The sequence below is a fragment of the Nonomuraea sp. NPDC049695 genome (genome assembly GCF_040674955.1).
GTDB classification, from domain to species: Bacteria; Actinomycetota; Actinomycetes; order Streptosporangiales; family Streptosporangiaceae; genus Nonomuraea; species Nonomuraea helvata.
This window is the reverse complement of record NZ_JBFANV010000059.1, coordinates 20,972-35,318: the sequence shown is the minus strand read 5'-3', so window position 1 is coordinate 35,318 and position 14,347 is coordinate 20,972. Positions and strand designations below refer to the sequence as shown.

The 14,347-nt window shown below is 71.9% G+C and carries 20 protein-coding genes; 7 read left to right on the top strand and 13 right to left on the bottom strand.

From position 1 onward, the window contains the following. The first annotated feature begins 7 nt into the window (after window positions 1–7). The gene (locus AB0J64_RS37590) at window positions 8–1,540 is read left to right on the top strand and encodes a carboxylesterase family protein (RefSeq protein ID WP_364038252.1); all 1,533 of its coding nucleotides are present in this window, start codon (window positions 8–10) and stop codon (window positions 1,538–1,540) included. A 2-nt stretch (window positions 1,541–1,542) separates the two neighbouring features. Here AB0J64_RS37590 and AB0J64_RS37585 read toward each other — a convergent pair whose 3' ends face one another. Then, complete coding sequence (locus AB0J64_RS37585; RefSeq protein WP_364038249.1) at window positions 1,543–2,073, bottom strand: TetR/AcrR family transcriptional regulator; 531 nt, start codon at window positions 2,071–2,073, stop codon at window positions 1,543–1,545. Between the two features lie 282 nt (window positions 2,074–2,355). Here AB0J64_RS37585 and AB0J64_RS37580 point away from each other — a divergent pair, with 282 nt between their 5' ends. Next, on the top strand, window positions 2,356–2,904 hold the full coding sequence (locus tag AB0J64_RS37580; protein WP_364038246.1) for an RNA polymerase sigma factor: 549 nt from the start codon (window positions 2,356–2,358) through the stop codon (window positions 2,902–2,904). 8 nt (window positions 2,905–2,912) lie between these two features. Beyond that, a complete protein-coding gene (locus tag AB0J64_RS37575) occupies window positions 2,913–3,812 on the top strand; it encodes a hypothetical protein (RefSeq protein WP_364038243.1) in 900 nt (299 codons plus the stop codon). 93 nt (window positions 3,813–3,905) lie between these two features. On the opposite strand, the gene AB0J64_RS37570 is transcribed toward AB0J64_RS37575, so the two are convergent. Further along, window positions 3,906–4,376, bottom strand: coding sequence for a hypothetical protein (locus AB0J64_RS37570; RefSeq protein WP_364038240.1), 471 nt, complete (start codon window positions 4,374–4,376; stop codon window positions 3,906–3,908). Window positions 4,377–4,682: 306 nt separating this feature from the next. Between AB0J64_RS37570 and AB0J64_RS37565 the strand changes: the two genes are divergently transcribed. Together AB0J64_RS37565 and AB0J64_RS37560 are read left to right on the top strand one after the other, a co-directional pair. Next, on the top strand, window positions 4,683–5,270 hold the full coding sequence (locus AB0J64_RS37565) for an RNA polymerase sigma factor (RefSeq protein ID WP_364038237.1): 588 nt from the start codon (window positions 4,683–4,685) through the stop codon (window positions 5,268–5,270). Next, complete coding sequence (locus AB0J64_RS37560; protein WP_364038234.1) at window positions 5,263–5,973, top strand: hypothetical protein; 711 nt, start codon at window positions 5,263–5,265, stop codon at window positions 5,971–5,973. Before AB0J64_RS37565 ends, AB0J64_RS37560 begins: the two co-directional genes overlap by 8 nt. 14 nt (window positions 5,974–5,987) lie before the next feature. Here AB0J64_RS37560 and AB0J64_RS37555 read toward each other — a convergent pair whose 3' ends face one another. From AB0J64_RS37555 to AB0J64_RS37545, 3 genes are all read right to left on the bottom strand, one after another. Next, on the bottom strand, window positions 5,988–6,647 hold the full coding sequence (locus AB0J64_RS37555) for a hypothetical protein (RefSeq protein ID WP_364038231.1): 660 nt from the start codon (window positions 6,645–6,647) through the stop codon (window positions 5,988–5,990). A 152-nt stretch (window positions 6,648–6,799) separates the two neighbouring features. Continuing rightward, on the bottom strand, window positions 6,800–8,164 hold the full coding sequence (locus AB0J64_RS37550) for a hypothetical protein (RefSeq protein ID WP_364038228.1): 1,365 nt from the start codon (window positions 8,162–8,164) through the stop codon (window positions 6,800–6,802). A 142-nt stretch (window positions 8,165–8,306) separates the two neighbouring features. After that, window positions 8,307–8,879 carry an NADPH-dependent F420 reductase gene (locus AB0J64_RS37545; RefSeq protein WP_364038225.1) on the bottom strand — a complete coding sequence of 191 codons (573 nt, stop codon included), beginning with the start codon at window positions 8,877–8,879 and terminating at the stop codon, window positions 8,307–8,309. Between the two features lie 110 nt (window positions 8,880–8,989). On the opposite strand from AB0J64_RS37545, the gene AB0J64_RS37540 reads away from it, so the two are divergent. Next, window positions 8,990–9,481 (top strand): MarR family winged helix-turn-helix transcriptional regulator, encoded by a 492-nt coding sequence (locus AB0J64_RS37540; protein WP_364038222.1) that lies wholly within the window; start codon window positions 8,990–8,992, stop codon window positions 9,479–9,481. A 15-nt stretch (window positions 9,482–9,496) separates the two neighbouring features. Here the strand turns inward: AB0J64_RS37540 and AB0J64_RS37535 are convergent, their stop codons facing one another. The 8 genes from AB0J64_RS37535 to AB0J64_RS37500 all read right to left on the bottom strand — a co-directional run bounded on the left by AB0J64_RS37535 (window position 9,497) and on the right by AB0J64_RS37500 (window position 13,734). After that, window positions 9,497–9,640: a hypothetical protein gene (locus AB0J64_RS37535; RefSeq protein WP_364038219.1), complete on the bottom strand. Its 144-nt coding sequence runs from the start codon at window positions 9,638–9,640 to the stop codon at window positions 9,497–9,499. Further along, window positions 9,588–10,433, bottom strand: a complete 846-nt coding sequence (locus AB0J64_RS37530) for a hypothetical protein (protein ID WP_364038216.1) — start codon at window positions 10,431–10,433, stop codon at window positions 9,588–9,590. Before AB0J64_RS37530 ends, AB0J64_RS37535 begins: the two co-directional genes overlap by 53 nt. A 40-nt stretch (window positions 10,434–10,473) precedes the next feature. Beyond that, window positions 10,474–10,692 carry a hypothetical protein gene (locus AB0J64_RS37525; RefSeq protein ID WP_364038213.1) on the bottom strand — a complete coding sequence of 73 codons (219 nt, stop codon included), beginning with the start codon at window positions 10,690–10,692 and terminating at the stop codon, window positions 10,474–10,476. 86 nt (window positions 10,693–10,778) lie between these two features. Next, a complete protein-coding gene (locus tag AB0J64_RS37520; RefSeq protein ID WP_364038210.1) occupies window positions 10,779–11,381 on the bottom strand; it encodes a hypothetical protein in 603 nt (200 codons plus the stop codon). A 213-nt stretch (window positions 11,382–11,594) separates the two neighbouring features. Beyond that, complete coding sequence (locus AB0J64_RS37515) at window positions 11,595–12,065, bottom strand: hypothetical protein (protein ID WP_364038207.1); 471 nt, start codon at window positions 12,063–12,065, stop codon at window positions 11,595–11,597. After that, a complete protein-coding gene (locus AB0J64_RS37510) occupies window positions 11,950–12,294 on the bottom strand; it encodes an alpha/beta fold hydrolase (RefSeq protein ID WP_364038344.1) in 345 nt (114 codons plus the stop codon). The genes AB0J64_RS37515 and AB0J64_RS37510 overlap by 116 nt, the downstream gene beginning before the upstream one ends. A gap of 76 nt (window positions 12,295–12,370) precedes the next feature. Beyond that, a complete protein-coding gene (locus tag AB0J64_RS37505) occupies window positions 12,371–13,294 on the bottom strand; it encodes a hypothetical protein (RefSeq protein ID WP_364038204.1) in 924 nt (307 codons plus the stop codon). Then, entirely contained in the window at window positions 13,291–13,734 is a 444-nt protein-coding gene (locus AB0J64_RS37500) for a helix-turn-helix transcriptional regulator (RefSeq protein ID WP_364038199.1), read from the bottom strand. Before AB0J64_RS37500 ends, AB0J64_RS37505 begins: the two co-directional genes overlap by 4 nt. A gap of 226 nt (window positions 13,735–13,960) precedes the next feature. Here AB0J64_RS37500 and AB0J64_RS37495 point away from each other — a divergent pair, with 226 nt between their 5' ends. Continuing rightward, entirely contained in the window at window positions 13,961–14,347 is a 387-nt protein-coding gene (locus AB0J64_RS37495; RefSeq protein WP_364038196.1) for a nuclear transport factor 2 family protein, read from the top strand.

Below are 14,347 nucleotides of genomic sequence, written 5' to 3'. Positions count from 1 at the left end.
GAGAAGCATGACCGACCTGAACGCCGTGGTCACCCTCGACCAGGGCACCCTCCAAGGACGCTCGGACGGAGGAGTGACCGCCTTCCTCGGCGTGCCCTTCGCCGCCGCTCCCATCGGCGGCCTGCGCTTCGCCCCGCCACAACCCCCCACTCCCTGGCAGGGCGTCCGGCAGGCCACCACCTGCGGACCGGCCGCCCCGCAACCCCCCGCCGACCCGGATCGGCCGGCGGACGCGATGCAACTGCTGACCGGCTCGCCGTCACTGCTCCAGGCCGAGGACAACTGCCTCACCCTGAACGTCTGGACTCCGGGCCTCACCGGCGCGCCCCGTGCCGTACTGGTGTGGATCCACGGCTCCGGCTGGCTCAGCGGCGCCACCGCGTGGCCCGGCTACCACGGCCGGAACCTCGCCGCGGCCGAGGACATCGTCGTCGTCACGCCGAACTACCGGCTCGGCCCGCTGGGGTTCCTGCGCGTTCCCGGCGTCGCCGAGGGCAACATGGGCTTCCTGGACGCCGTGGCCGCCCTGCGCTGGGTGCACGAGAACATCGCCCGCTTCGGCGGCGACCCCGGCCGGGTCACCGTGGCGGGCCAGTCCGGCGGCGCGGTGACCTCGGTGGCGCTGCTGACCTCGCCGCTCGCGACCGGCCTGTTCCGCCGGGTCTTCGCGCAGAGCGGCCCTCTCGGCATCCCGATGCCCACGCCGGACGAGGCCGAGCAGACGGGGAAGGAGTACCTGAACGTCCTCGGCCTGACCCCGGCGACGGCCCACCGGCTGCGCGACCTGCCGGCCGGGCGGCTGATCGACGGCTACCGGAGCCTCGTCGCAGGCGGTGGCCGCCGCCGCATCGGCGCCCCCGCCCCGCCGATGCACCCGATCGCCGGCGGCCCCGGCCTGCCCACGCCGGTGCTGGAGGCCCTGGACGGCGGCGCGGGCGCCGGCATCGACGTCCTCATCGGTGCCACCGCCGAGGAGATGAACCCCTTCCTCGCCATCGACCCCTCCGCCGCGGCCATCACCCGCGACGCCGTCCTGCAGCTCCTGGCGAAGCTCGCGCCCGGTACGGACGCGGACACCGTGTACGGGCACTACGAGACGCGCCGCCCCGGAGCCCGCCCCTCCCAGATCCTGGCCGACATCACCACCGACCGCCTGGTCAGGCTGCCCGCCCTGCGCGTCGCCGAGGCCCGCGCCCGGCACGGCCATCCCGGCTACGTCTACCAGGTGGACTGGCGGTCACCGGCCCTGGGCGCCTGCCACACCGTGGACATCCCCCTGCTGTTCGACAACCTGCCCGCGTGGTCGGCGTCCCCGATGTTCGCCGGCGTGGACCCGGCGGCCGTCGAACCGATCGGCCGCCCCTTCCGCCGGGCCGTGGGCTCGTTCGTCCGCACCGGAGATCCCAACGCGCCCGGCGTCCCCGAGTGGGCGGCCTACACCCCGGCCGATCGCCGCACCCTGCGCTTCGACACCCTGACCACGGCCTTGAGCGACCCGGCGGGAGGCGAACGACGGCTGTTGAGCGCCCACCGAACATAACGTTACGAGAGCCCCGCCACGCCGGACACGATGAGACGCAAGGCCGTGCCGAAATCGCGGTCGATCTCGTCCTGCCCGCCTGGCAGGTGTCCCTGAGCCGCGGTGATGACGAAGCCGGTGACCAGCGCGTACAGCACGTCGCTCGTCCGCCGCAGCTCCGGCCCCGTCACCCCGGCCAGCCGTAGCACCCGGTCCAGGGTGTTCCGGATCGGTAAGCGCCGGTCCTCGATGAGCTCCGGATGCGAGTGGATATAAGCCCATACGGCGGGGTGCGCCTGGGCGTGCCGGAGGTAGGCCAGCGCCAGCTCCGCGAGCTGGTCCTGCCACGGCGCCCCGTCGTCGGACGGCAGGGGCACGCGCTCGGCCACCCTGGAGCAGACCAGCCCGATCAGCGCCTCCTTGCTGGGCACATGGTGGTAGAGCGACATCGGGTTGACGCCCAGCTCGGCCGCCAGCCCGCGCATGGACAGGCCCTCGGGGCCCGCCTCGTCCATCAGGCGCAGGGCGTTCGAGCAGATCTCGTCGACCGTCAAGGGCAGGCCTCTGCGCCCGCCCCGCCCCGCCCTGCGGGGGGATGGACGGCTGGAAGGAACCGCGACTCCGTCCAGCCGTCCACACTCCCTTTTGAACCCTTGCCGAGCGTTGAGCGGTGACCACGGTACGGGCCGGGACGGCGGGCCGAATCTGTCAGATGACTGGGCGCCGCCGTGCGACGGCGGAGGTTACGGTTCCCGGAAATGATGGGTGATCCGCGCACATAGGCACAGATGTCCGACCATATGAGCCGATGAGGAGACGCACCATGGGAACCGCCCGTGGATGACGAGCGGCCGGCCAGGTTCGAGGCCGCCTACCACCGGGCCTACGGCCTGATCACGGCCTACGCCGCGCGCCGCTGCGACCTGCCGCAGGACGCCGCCGACGTGGTGGCGGAGACCTTCGCCGTCGCCTGGCGGCGGGTGGAGGAGCTGCCGGACGGCGACGAGGCCACGCTGTGGCTGTACGGCGTGGCGCGCAAGGTCCTGGCCAACCACTTCCGGGGTGACAACCGCCGCCGGGCGCGCACGGCCGAGCTCGACGCCGAACTGGCCGACCTGTACGGGCACTCCCCGGACACCGAGGTCGAGCTGGACGCGATCGGCAGGGCGTTCAGAAGCCTGCCCGGCGACGACCGGGAGCTGCTGTCCCTGGTCGCCTGGGAGGGGCTGGAGCGGGAGGAGATCGCCAGAGTGCTGGGGCTGTCGCGCAACGCCGTACGGATCAGGCTGCACCGCGCCCGCCGCCGCCTGTCCCGCGCGCTCGCCGACGCGGGCGTGCACGTGAGCACGCAGAGCGGGCTGGTCCCGTCGAAGAGGCCGCTGTGAGGAGCGCTGTGAAGAACATCGACGACATCGAAGCGATCAGAGCACTGGCCAGGGTCGAGCCCGGCGGCCTGGGCGGTGACCCGTCCGGTCCGGCGGCCCGCGCACTGCTGGCCGAGGTCACCGCGCACGAGCCCGGGCCCCTGCCGACAGGGGTTCGGCGCCGGTACAGGCCCGTGTGGCTGGCGGCCGCGGTCGCGCTCGCGGCCGGGATCGTGGCGGTCCCGATCACGCTGCGGGACGGCGCGCCCAGCTCGTACGCCGTCAGCCTGGAGGACGGCATGGTGACGATCCAGATCCGCGACTTCGACGACGCCCCCGAACTGGAGCGGCGCCTGCGGGAGCTGGGGGTGCCGGCGCTGGTGGACCACGTGCCCACGGGCATGATGTGCCGGGAACCGCGGGGTGAGCACGTGCAGACCATCCCCCGGGGCCTGTACAGCGTGCCGGAGAACATCCCCGGCGAGCCGGGGGGAGGGTGGCAGATGCGGATCAACACCAAGCTGTTCAACCCCGGCGAGACGTTCGTGTGGACCATCAGCGGCGAGTACGGCACGACCACCACGTCCCTGATGCGAGGCCCGGTGGCGCCGTGCGAGCCCGTGCCCGCGCCCACGCCGAAGGCCATCGTGTACCACTCCGCCACCGGGAAGAACGGCTCACTCGCCGGCTTCCAGGTGGAGGAGAAGACGGTCGGCGAGGTCATGTCCGAGATCAGGAAACGCGACCTGAAGGCGGTGCTGGTCGTCATCGAGCCCGATCCACGCGGAGGCTACGGGGAAGACCTGGACCAGGACGTCCCCGTCGGTGACGACTGGATCGTCTGGGATGCCGAAGAGCGCTCCAAGGGAGTGATCCGGCTGCTCGTCACCGAGGAGCGGCTGGACAGGAACCCGGTCACCGGTGAGTAGGATGCTCTAAAGAGCTCGCAAGGCTTCGGCGAGATCGTCCCCGTAGTACCCCCAGCCGCCGGGGAGTTCCTCCTTCACCACTCCGCGGTACCGCTACCGGCTGGAGCCGGCCCGCCAGCCGAGGAGGTCGTAGGAGCGTGCGAGGTCGTCGGCCCACGGGGTGTCGTGGTCGCGCTCGAACGCGGCCAGCAGGCGGTCACGTACCAGGTCGCGGTGAAGCCACATGAGGACCTCGGCGGGCAGTCGCGTCCCAGCGGCCCACTCGATCACCAGGTCGGCGAGGTGGCGGTCGGCGGCCGGCCCAGGGGCGCTGTCCCACTCGACGAGAAACGCGCCCGCGTCGCCGGTGAGCCCGCCAGCCGCGCCGAGGAAGCCGGCCGCGTCGCCGAACGAGCCGGCCCGCGGCGGGTACGCGGACAGCAGCGACCGCCAGACCGCCATGAGATAGCCCTCGATGGCGTCCTGCTCAGCCCGCGGCCAGGTCCGCCACCCCTGTGCGGCCGGTTTGCCCAGGACGATGCCCGCGTCGAGTTCGTCGCCGGTGACGAGCCGTTCCAGCAGCAAGGGCAGCAGGCTCTTGACGTCCTCGACGGTCCCGCGTGTTGCCGAGGCTGATCGTCAGCGCGAACAGGTCGTGCTCGTCCGGCCGTACGGAACCGCGGCAGTGCGGACATCCGTCCAGCACCGCCCGCCGCGGATAGCGGGCGAACACCTCGCGTAGCCGCGTCAGCGCCGCGGTCAGGCCGTCGTCCACTCTCCCAAGTCTCGCACCGTGCGTTCGTCCCATCGGCCCCCGTGAACACTTCTGGCACTCGCGACAAGACACACATGACATCACGAAGGAGGCCAAGTGCTGACAAAAGACCATCTATGGTGACGGACACATCGCCGGCGGTGGCGGACTCCGAGGTCATCGCGAGCTCGCTCGACGACCCGGAGCGGTTCGCCGCCGTGTTCGACCGCTACGCCGGCACCCTCTACCGGTACGTCTCCTTCCGCCTCGGCCCGGAGCGCGCCGAGGACCTCGTCGGGGAGACGTTCCTGATCGCGTTCCGCAGGCGCCACACGTACGACACCTCCTACCGCGACGCCCGGCCCTGGCTGCTGGGCATCGCGACCAAGCTCATCACCGGCCACCGCCGGGCCGAGATCAGCCGCTACCGCGCGATGGAGCGGCAGGGCCCGGCCCCGCACGTCGAGGGGCCGGAGGAGGCGATCACGCGCGATCTGACGGCGCGGGGGTCGCGGGCGGCCCTGCTGAAGGCGCTCGCGCAACTGCCGCGAGGAGACCGGGACGTCCTGCTGCTGGTCGCCTGGAGCGACATGACGTACGAGGAGGCGGCCCGCGCGCTCGGCATCCCCACCGGCACGGTCAAGTCCCGGCTCAACCGGGCCAGGAACAAGGTCCGCCACGCCCTGGGAGGCGTCAACCCGTTGAAGGAGCACGATCATGGATGAACTGAGGACCCTCATCAAGGAGCTGGAGCACGAGCCGCCCCACTCCTCCCTGGCCCGGCAGCGGCTCCGGCTCACCGAGGAGGCGACCTCGGGCGCGCGCGGGAAGCGGTCGTGGCTGACCGGCCGCCGGCTCCTGGTGGGCGCGACCGTGGCGGCGGCCGTGGCGGCGGGCTCGGCCGTGCCCTTCCTGCTCGGCTCCGCCTCCCCGGCGTACGCCCTGACCGACAACCAGGACGGATCGATCAATGTCAAGATCTACGACTTCCGGGAGCCCGAGCAACTCGAACAGGAACTGGCCAAGCGGGGGGTGACGGCCGACATCACCTATCTGCCGCTCGGCAAGCGCTGCGGCAACACCCGGGCCCCCGTCCTCGAGGGCGACGACCTCGGCGCGGCCGGACGGGAACCGACCGCCGGTGACGCCGCCGCGCGGGCCAGGCTCCTGGACAAGCTCGAGAGAACGCCCTCCTACCAGGCGATCCGCCCGAAGGGCGGCATCACTATCTACCCTCGCCACATCAAGCGGGGCCAGATCGCGATGCTCGAGATCTGGGAGAGCCCCGTCATTCCCACCAAGGAACGTCCCGGGGTCGCCTGGGGGTTCAAGGGGCAACTGACGAACGGGCCCGTCAAGCCGTGCGAGATCGTGGACGACCCGACGGCCAACGACATCGGCGACGCCACACCACCGCCCGGTAGCTGAGCCCCCGGCTCCGGTCAGCTCGCCGCGTCCGGGCCGACGAACAGGATGACCTGCCCCGCGTCGCCGCGCAACCCGTCGTGGACGTACCAGTCCGGCCGCACCTGCGAGGCGGGCACGCCCCTCGGGCCCGAGCCCCGGTCGCTGTATCGGTACTCGATCTCCAGGTTCCGCTTCCGCAGGGCGGCCACCGCCTCCGGGACGCGGTAGGCGGTGATGCCCGGCAGCCCGATGCCCTCGCCGGGCGAGTCGCCGGGACCGGTGTCGTACATCTCTCCCGGCTTCGCGGCGCGGCCGAAGACGATGCCGGCGTACGAGCGGTAGTTCACCGGCACCTTGACGGCGACCCCGCACATCTCGGTGCCGCACCTGCCGTGCACGATCTCGGGCCTGCCGGCGGGGTCGTGCCTGTCCTCCAGGAACACCACCTTGCCGGTCCGGGCGGCGGAGGCGGCCACCACCTGGAGGTCGATGTTCATCCCGCGCCGCCGGAACTCGGCCCGGTAGCGCGCCAGGTCGGCCACCGGGTCCTGCACCCGTACGACGAGGTGGTCCGGGGAGGACGTCGTGGAGGCCTCCGCGAACAGGGAGACGGCAGAGCGACCGCCGCCACGATCGCCGCCACCGTGAGCAGCGAGCCGGCGAGCAGCCGGGGCCGGCGGGGGAGGGGTTCGCACGCAGTCATGAAGGTTTCCTGCCTCCACCGGCGCACTGGTCGAATGACTGATGCGCGAACAGGTGCGGTACCCCAAGGCTGGTGGCGTCTCATTCGTCTGCCTGAGGGTCCTTGTCGTGATCTTGCCAGAATGGAAGCGATCGTGCTCGCCTGTCATGTCCAGCGGGGGTGCGCGATGACCGACGAGCTGCGGCACATCGTCGAGCCGCTCTCGAAGGCGGAGCGACTCGCCCGTGACGCCGGCCGTACCCCCGCCGGGATCTTCGGCGACCTGCCCGAGGCGGCGGAGCTGGCCGAGCTGGTCAACGCGGTCGCGGAGTCCGCCGCGGCCGACCTCCGGGCGCTGATCGACCGGTTGCAGGCCCTGGACCGCGAGGCCGGCACGGACGGCGCCTGACCCGCGGCCGGGCTCACCGGAAGATCGACGGCAGGCCGCCGCCTTCGAGGTCGTTGGGGCCGGGCTCCAGCAGCACGCCGTCCTCCAGGTAGGTGAATCCGGGAACGAACTCGCCCATCTCGACCAGCACCCCGTCCACGTCCATCAAGTTCCCCCCGGAGAGCGGGCGTGGCGGCGGCCACCGCATCCCAGTCGATCGCCCGCCCGGCCGGATCCAGGTGCGGCTTGAGGTCGACACCTCCGGTGAGCAGACCCTCCTGGACGACCCACAGGGTCAGCATGCCGCCCCTGGCCAGCAGGTCCCGCTGCGACTCCGCCTCGGCGGAGTCGTCCAGCACCAGCTCCTCGACGATGTCACGGACGCTCTCCAGGTAGGGGAGTGCGAACACCAGGCCCTGGCGCAGGCCGCCAGGCCCGATGGACGCCTCCAGGACGTAGCAGCTCCGGCTCTCCCACGGCTCCGGAGCCGGCTCGCCGGCCGGCGCGTGCACCGTGGGAAACCCGCCTCGGACGTCCGGTACGGGCAACTGCCACATTCCGCCGTTGCGGCGCAGCAGGACCCTGTCGCCCGCCGGGTCGTACCAGACGTCCCGGACGCGCGCGTCGGCACCCGCCTCCTCGGGCAGAGGCGTCACGGACCGGAAGGCGCCGCCGCGCCACACCGCGAGCCCCTCGGACGTGACCGCCCACAGAGCGGGGGAGCCCGGGCGGCAGAACAGCAGCTCGATGTCGTCTCCCAGGGACGGCAGCAGCTCCCAGCGGTCGGAGTCGTCCAGCAGGAACGGGCGATCCTCCTCGTCCACGTAGAACAGCCCGGCAGGCGTCGAGCAGAACAGCCCCGTGCCCCTCGGCGGGCCGCCTCCCGCGACCTTCTTCCAGGATCCCTCGCGGGCGACCCAGGTCCGGCGCTTGCGGCCGTGCCAGAGGACGACGCGGTCACGGTCGCAGATCAGCGTGAGCTCGTCGTCGATCTCGTCGAGGTCGGTGAGCGCCTCGCACGGGGCGGCGATCTCGTCCGTACGCCCGCCGGCAGTCCGGCTGAGGGTGCCGCGCTCGTCGAGGGTGACGATGCCGGGCCGGGCCGCGGCGTGCAGGTAGTAGCCGCTGGTCGGCGCGTCCACCGGCCGGCGAGCAGGGCGCGGGGGTCGGCGTTGCCGGTGCCGGCGGCGATGAGGCGCCGGCCCAGTGCCTGGCCGATGCCGCCTGATGCCCCGATGAGCAGGGCCACCCTGCCGGACAGTTCCGCCGTGCGCGCCGGGGTCGTCAGGCCCGCGCCAGGGTGAGGCCGATGCCCGCGCCCATGCCCTGCCCGTACGCGAGCTGGATGAGCAGTTCCACGGCCGGCTCCAGGTAGCGGGCGTTGGCCAGCGGGCCGGCGTCCACGGCGTCGAAGCCGAGCTGCGTGCCGAGCTCCAGCACGGTCTTCCTGGCGGCCTCGTCGTCGGAGGCGACCGGCAGGAACAGGCCGGGGCGGTCGAGGGTGGCGGCGAACACGGTGTTGAAGGCCTTGACCACCCGCGCGCCGGGCAGGGCTGCGGCGACCTGCTCGCCCGCCGAGGTGGTGTGCCCGATGGTCAGCGACATGAAGTCGGCCGCCAGCGGGTTGGTGACGTCGATCACGATCTTGTCCCGCAGGGCGGCCTTGATCGCGGGGTCGAGCCGGGCGACGGCGGGGAACGGCACGGCCAGGACGGTGACCTCGGCCTCGGCGATCTGTGCCGCGACCCGGTCGTGGGCGGTGGAGGAGTTCGCCGTGGTGATCGTGTGCCCGGCCGCGGCGAGCCGGCGCTCGAGCGCGGAGCCGACGTTGCCCGTACCGATGATGCTGATCTTCATGAGTGACCCTTTCCCGGAGAAGGCGCATCCACAGAAGCGTCGAATTCGACGCATTGGAGTAGATCGTACGGATGCGTCGAATTCGACGCAACTCCGGTAGGCTCCGGGACATGAGCGAACCGCGGTGGTTGAACGAGACGCAGATGCGCGCCTGGACCGGCTTCCTGGAAACCTCCGGCCTGATCCAGCGCCACGTGGAACGGCAGCTCCGCCAGGACGCCGGGCTCACCATGGTCCAGTACGAGATCCTGCACTGGGCCTACGAGTGCGCCCCCGAACGCCGGTGCATCACCGAGCTCGCCGACCTGATGATCACCTCGCGCAGCGGCCTGAGCTACCAGGTGGCTCAGCTGGAGAAGGCCGGGCTGCTGCGCCGCGAACCCGACCCCGACGACGAACGCAGAGCCATGGTCGTCATCACCGAAGACGGCCGGCGACTCCTCGACAGGACCGCGCCCGGACATGTCGAGGCGGTCCGCGACGGCCTGATCGACCTCCTGACCGACGAGCAGGTCGCCCAACTCGCCGACATCATGGACGAGGTGCGCACCCGGCTGCGCCCCCGCGTACTCCACGCCGCCTCCCGCAGGAAGGCGCGCTGACCCGGCGGCGCGGCCTCAGGCGAGGCGGCGGAGCAGCGCCGACGCCGCCTCCGCGTCCGGGACGACGTCGAGAGCGCCCCAGCGGACCGGCCAGGCGAACCGCCGGTCAACGGTCCAGGCCAGGACGCCGTCCAGGTCGCCGTCCGGGTCGCCGTCCACGCACCCCCAGGCGGCTCTCGCCCGCGATCACCAGAGCCGAAGCCGCTCCGGCGGCGGGATCGGCGATGGCGCACCAGGAGCCGTCCGCCAGGGGGAAGACGTCCGTTTGGAACATGCCGTGCAGGGTCGTCCAGTCGCCGTCGAGCGGGCTCCGCCCAGCGTCGAAGTGCCGTCCGAACAGGAAGTCGCCGAGGACGGCGCCGGTGAACGCGTGCGTGAACCGCAGCGTCCGCGCGCCGACCAGCGCGAGCACGCCCTCCGCGCCCCACAGCACCGCCTCCGTGCCCTCCGGCGTCTCGAGCGAGGCGATCCTTTCCGGTACGTCCCCCAGGGACCACACCTCGGCCCGCCCGTCGCCGGTCAGGCACGCGCCGGACCCGCCCTCGGGCTCCCACGCCCAGGGACGCTGCTGCCCGTCGTGGAAGTACCTGCCGTTGCGTTCCGTGGTGGCGATCGGCAGGTGACAGTGGTGACGGCCGTTCTCGTCGTAGACGTCGACGCCGCCGCCGTCGTTGGTGACGACCGCCAGCCGGGCCTCGGTCCCGCGCATGCCCCAGTGCAGCGTGCCCTCGGCCTGGTCCACCGGGTCGCCGACCGGCTGCCCCGTGGCGGCGTCCAGAACGGTCAGCCGGGGTGAGCGGCAGGGTCTCAGCGCCGCGGCACGCCGGTCGTCCGGGCTCCACGCGACCTCGCCGACGGTCAGCGCCAGCCACCGCATGCGGCCGCCGGGGACCTCGACGGCGGCGGCCCAGGGCCCGTTGTGCCCGAGCAGCCGGCCGCCGTATCGATCCACTCATGCATGGACGACGTGACTGCGGCGGACCGGCGGCGGACTACGCGCTGGCCGCCGTACGCCACCGGCGCACGATGTCCTCGTCCTCGGCGTGACCGTACAGGCCGCTGTCGTCAATGGCGACGACGTGCGGCAGCCACTCCTCATAGTCGGGCGCGTCCGGCGCGATGTCGCGGCTGCCGTCGACGCAGGTGCCGTCCGGCAGCTCGATCGGGGCGTGCACGCGCAGAACGCCATCGGCCAGCATGACCGCGGTCATGTGCCTCACCCCTTTCCGAAGCCGTCACCAGCCCCTCGCCTCTCAGCATAACGCGCCCGGCGGCGGTTCGGCAGGCGGTGCCGGGCTCAGCCGATCCCGTACCGTCCCGACAACCACAGGTACGTCTCGCGTGCGGCCTGCTCATCGCCGCCGAACAACTGGATGAGCCGCCGCGCCCGCCGGACGAGCACGCACGCGAACGCCTCCGCGTACAGCTCCTTGCGCATCTGCCGGAACGGCGGCGCCAGCCGCTGGGCGTTCGCGGCGTGCAGCGCCGTCCAGAACGGTCCATCGGAGGGCAGGTCGTCCAGATGGTCGGTTGCATGCCCGAGCTCGTGACCCGCCACGCTCACCGACGGCGACGGCACGCTCCCGATCCCGATCGTCCGCCGGGACGGGTCGTAGACGCCGGCGCTGCGCTCCCAGCCTCCCTGCTGAACCGGCAACGGAACGCCGCGCAACCCCTCGAACCCGGGTAAGTCGGGTACGGAGCCGGGCCCCACGATGATGCCGCCGTCCAGATGAGCGGCCAGCCGCCGGCCCAGCGCCTGGGGGACGGCCGCCAACGTCATGATCGCCAGCAGCGACTCCGCCGGCGGGAACGTCCGCGCGTCCCACACCCGGTGCACCCGCTCCTCCAGAGCGCCGACATGCAGCCAGCCCGGCCGTCCCCTGCTGTGGCTGGCCACACCCGTCCCCTGAGCATTCGTTCTCCGCCGGACGACTTGCCCGGCGCAGAAGGCGCGGTCACGGCCTTCTGCGCGGGGATGAGTCATTGATCGCGAACTTTAGCCGCCGCCACCTCCGCCCGCATCTCGGACCGGGAACCCCGGGCCGGCGTTGACCGAGTTGCCCACCGTTGCGAGGACCCGGCAGCGCGTATGACGGGGGCGATCAACCGCTCAGCCCGCGAAACGGTCGAGCGCGGTGAGGATCTCCGCGTTCATCGTGGTGCTGCCGGTGTGCCCAGCGTCGCCGGCCACCACCAGGCGGGCGTCCGGCCACACTTGGGCCAGTTCCCAGGCGTACTGGAGCGGCGCGCCGAGGCCGAAGCGGCCGTGGATCAGTGCGCCGGGGATGCCGGCCAGCCGGTGCGCGCTGCGCAGCAGCGCTCCTTCCTCCAGCCAGGCGGCGTGGGCGTAATAGTGGCTGCAGATGCGGGCCAGGGCCAGCAGCGCGTCAGGCGGGCGGTTGCCATAGGCGCCCGGCTTGCCGTCGCTCTCCAGGGAGATCACCGTGTCCTCCCAGGCGGCCCAGTCACGGGCGGCCTTGGCTCGGACGGCGGGGTCCGGGTCGGACGTGAGCCGGGCATAGGCGGCGAGCAGGTCGCCGTCGCGGTCGGCCTCGGAACGCCTTCCCGGAAACGCTGCCACTGCTCGGGGAAGAAACGGCCGACGCCGCGAGCCAGTCGATCTCGTACCGGCGGCTCGTGGTGACACCGGCGACGACCATCTCCGACACCCGCCCGGGGAACGCCTCGGCGTAGGCGAGCATCAGCGTGGCCCCCCACGAGCCCCCGAACAGCAACCATCGGCCGACATTCAGGTGCTGGCGCAGCCGTTCCATGTCGGCCACCAGGTGGTGCGTGGTGTTGGCGGACAGGTCGGCGGCGGGGTCACTGGCATGCGGCCGACTCCGGCCACAGTGGATCGTAACAGCGCTGTTGCACCTTGCTCCCTCAGGCGTTCTCCGGCCGGGAGGTGGGGGCGCCGGTCCTGGCCAGCCACGCCGTGACCGCCAGCACCGCCACCGAACTCGCGGCCACCACCGGAAGGTTCGCCGGATCCTCCACCCACCGCGACCAGCCGAGGGTGACGCCCATGAGCGGCGACAAGATGAGCACCGCCCGCCGCCCCACAGCCGAACGCATGGCCACGACCGCCGCCACCGCGCCCCCGAGAAGGGGCAGCAAGCCCACCCCCGGCAAGGGAATCCACGCCACCAAGCTCATGAGGATCACGGCGGTCCATCCGGCCAGCCGCCGGGCTCCCAGCGGAGCCGGACCGGAGGACGGGGCGAGCGTCAGCATCACGGCCATCACGCAGGCCGGCAGGACGAACCGCACCACGCTCCCGAATCCCACCCCCGGGAAGAGCGCGCTGTCCCACGCCACATGGACAGGAGAAAGGCCAAGATCAGGCGGGCTGGCGACGAGCCAGGCATAGGCGATCGTCCAGCCCCACGCCACGATGGCCGCGACCCTCGGCGAGTCCCGCCACGCCAGAAAGGCGATGACCGCGTACGGCACGGCGATGGCGAACGTCTTCAATGCCATTTCCGGACCCGTGCCCGGGTACAGCACCGCAGCCACGGCGTAGCCGGCGGCCCGGGTGACCTCGAGAACCAGCAACCAGATGGGCGCGAGAAGGGCCGCGACGTGGAAGGCGGCATGCCAGCGCCGACGGGAGACAGACCCCACCGCACGGCGCAGCCGGATGGCGAAGGCTCCTCGCAGCAGGTCGTACGTCTCGCGGACACTCGACCGCTCACGACCGGGCGCCGCCCCCACGAGGAGGACCGCGAGCATCTCCTCCTCGTACGACGCGCGGTGCTCCTTCGGATACCACGCCAGTAACCGCCGGTAACGATCCTCCAAGGTCACGTGGCGCTCCCGAAGACCGTGGCGAGACCCGCCTCCCCGCCGGGCACCGCCGTTCCGAAGACCATGGCGAGACCCGCCTCCCCGCCGGGCACGGCCGTTCCGGCGCTGAACGCCGGACGGAGCCGGGCGCGCAGGCGAGAGGCGGCAGTGTCGGCGTTGTGCCGCAGCCGCTCCACCTCGGCGGCCAGCCGCGCCTCACCCTCGGAGGTGAGACGGTAGTAACGCCGCGCCCGGCCGTCGACGACCTCCTCGCGATCGGCCTCGACCAGCCCCTCACCCTGGAGGCGGTCGAGCGCGGCGTACAGGGTGCCGGCCTGCAGCCGTACCCGTTCACCCGAGATCTGCACGACGTCCGTGATGATGCCGTAGCCGTGCTGGGGGCCGGCGGCGAGCGCTGTGAGAATCAGGAACGTCGGCTCCTGCATGGACCTTCGACTCATGTCATCTATATATAAAGATCAGTTGACTCGCACGCAAGCCGCAGAACGGCCCATCTTTGGAAGCGGACGCCAGGTGCGGCGGGTATCCCGGCGACCAGTCTCATGACGGATTCACCGCAGGCAGCACCGATATAGCGTTGCCTCCCGCTCTCCGGCTGCCGCCGGCGACCACATATTCCGGCGGCACCTCATCATGAGCGGTGCGGCAAAGAGCGAAGGAGCCAGAATGACGACACCGACGACCGAAACGGTGATCGACCGTTACATCACGCTCATGGACCGCGCCGTTCACGAGCCCGGAGCGCTCGAGGAACTCCCATCGATCTTCGCGCCGGACGCCACCGTGCGGCTCGAAGAGTTCGAGCCGGTGACCGGCCTGGCCGCGATCACGGAGTTCTACCGCGTCTTCTTCACGCATGTGGCCGACAACAAACACGTGTGGACCACCGCGGTGCTGGACGACGGCACGCTCGAAGTCCACTTCATGACAGCGACCCGCGGAGCCGACGGCCACCTGGAGTCCAGAAGCGGCGTCGAGCACGCGACCGTCAACGCCGACGGGCTGATCACCGAGCTGCGTGCCCGATCACGCGTGTTGGACACCGTACGCTGA

Bases quoted from the DNA above. Each gene is read 5' to 3' on its own strand.
- AB0J64_RS37590 (WP_364038252.1), top strand. From the start codon at position 8: ATGACCGACCTGAACGCCGTGGTCACCCTCGACCAGGGCACCCTCCAA.
- AB0J64_RS37500 (WP_364038199.1), bottom strand. From the start codon at position 13,734: ATGAGTCGAAGGTCCATGCAGGAGCCGACGTTCCTGATTCTCACAGCG.
- AB0J64_RS37565 (WP_364038237.1), top strand. From the start codon at position 4,683: ATGGTGACGGACACATCGCCGGCGGTGGCGGACTCCGAGGTCATCGCG.
- AB0J64_RS37495 (WP_364038196.1), top strand. From the start codon at position 13,961: ATGACGACACCGACGACCGAAACGGTGATCGACCGTTACATCACGCTC.
- AB0J64_RS37540 (WP_364038222.1), top strand. From the start codon at position 8,990: ATGAGCGAACCGCGGTGGTTGAACGAGACGCAGATGCGCGCCTGGACC.
- AB0J64_RS37545 (WP_364038225.1), bottom strand. From the start codon at position 8,879: ATGAAGATCAGCATCATCGGTACGGGCAACGTCGGCTCCGCGCTCGAG.
- AB0J64_RS37525 (WP_364038213.1), bottom strand. From the start codon at position 10,692: ATGACCGCGGTCATGCTGGCCGATGGCGTTCTGCGCGTGCACGCCCCG.
- AB0J64_RS37560 (WP_364038234.1), top strand. From the start codon at position 5,263: ATGGATGAACTGAGGACCCTCATCAAGGAGCTGGAGCACGAGCCGCCC.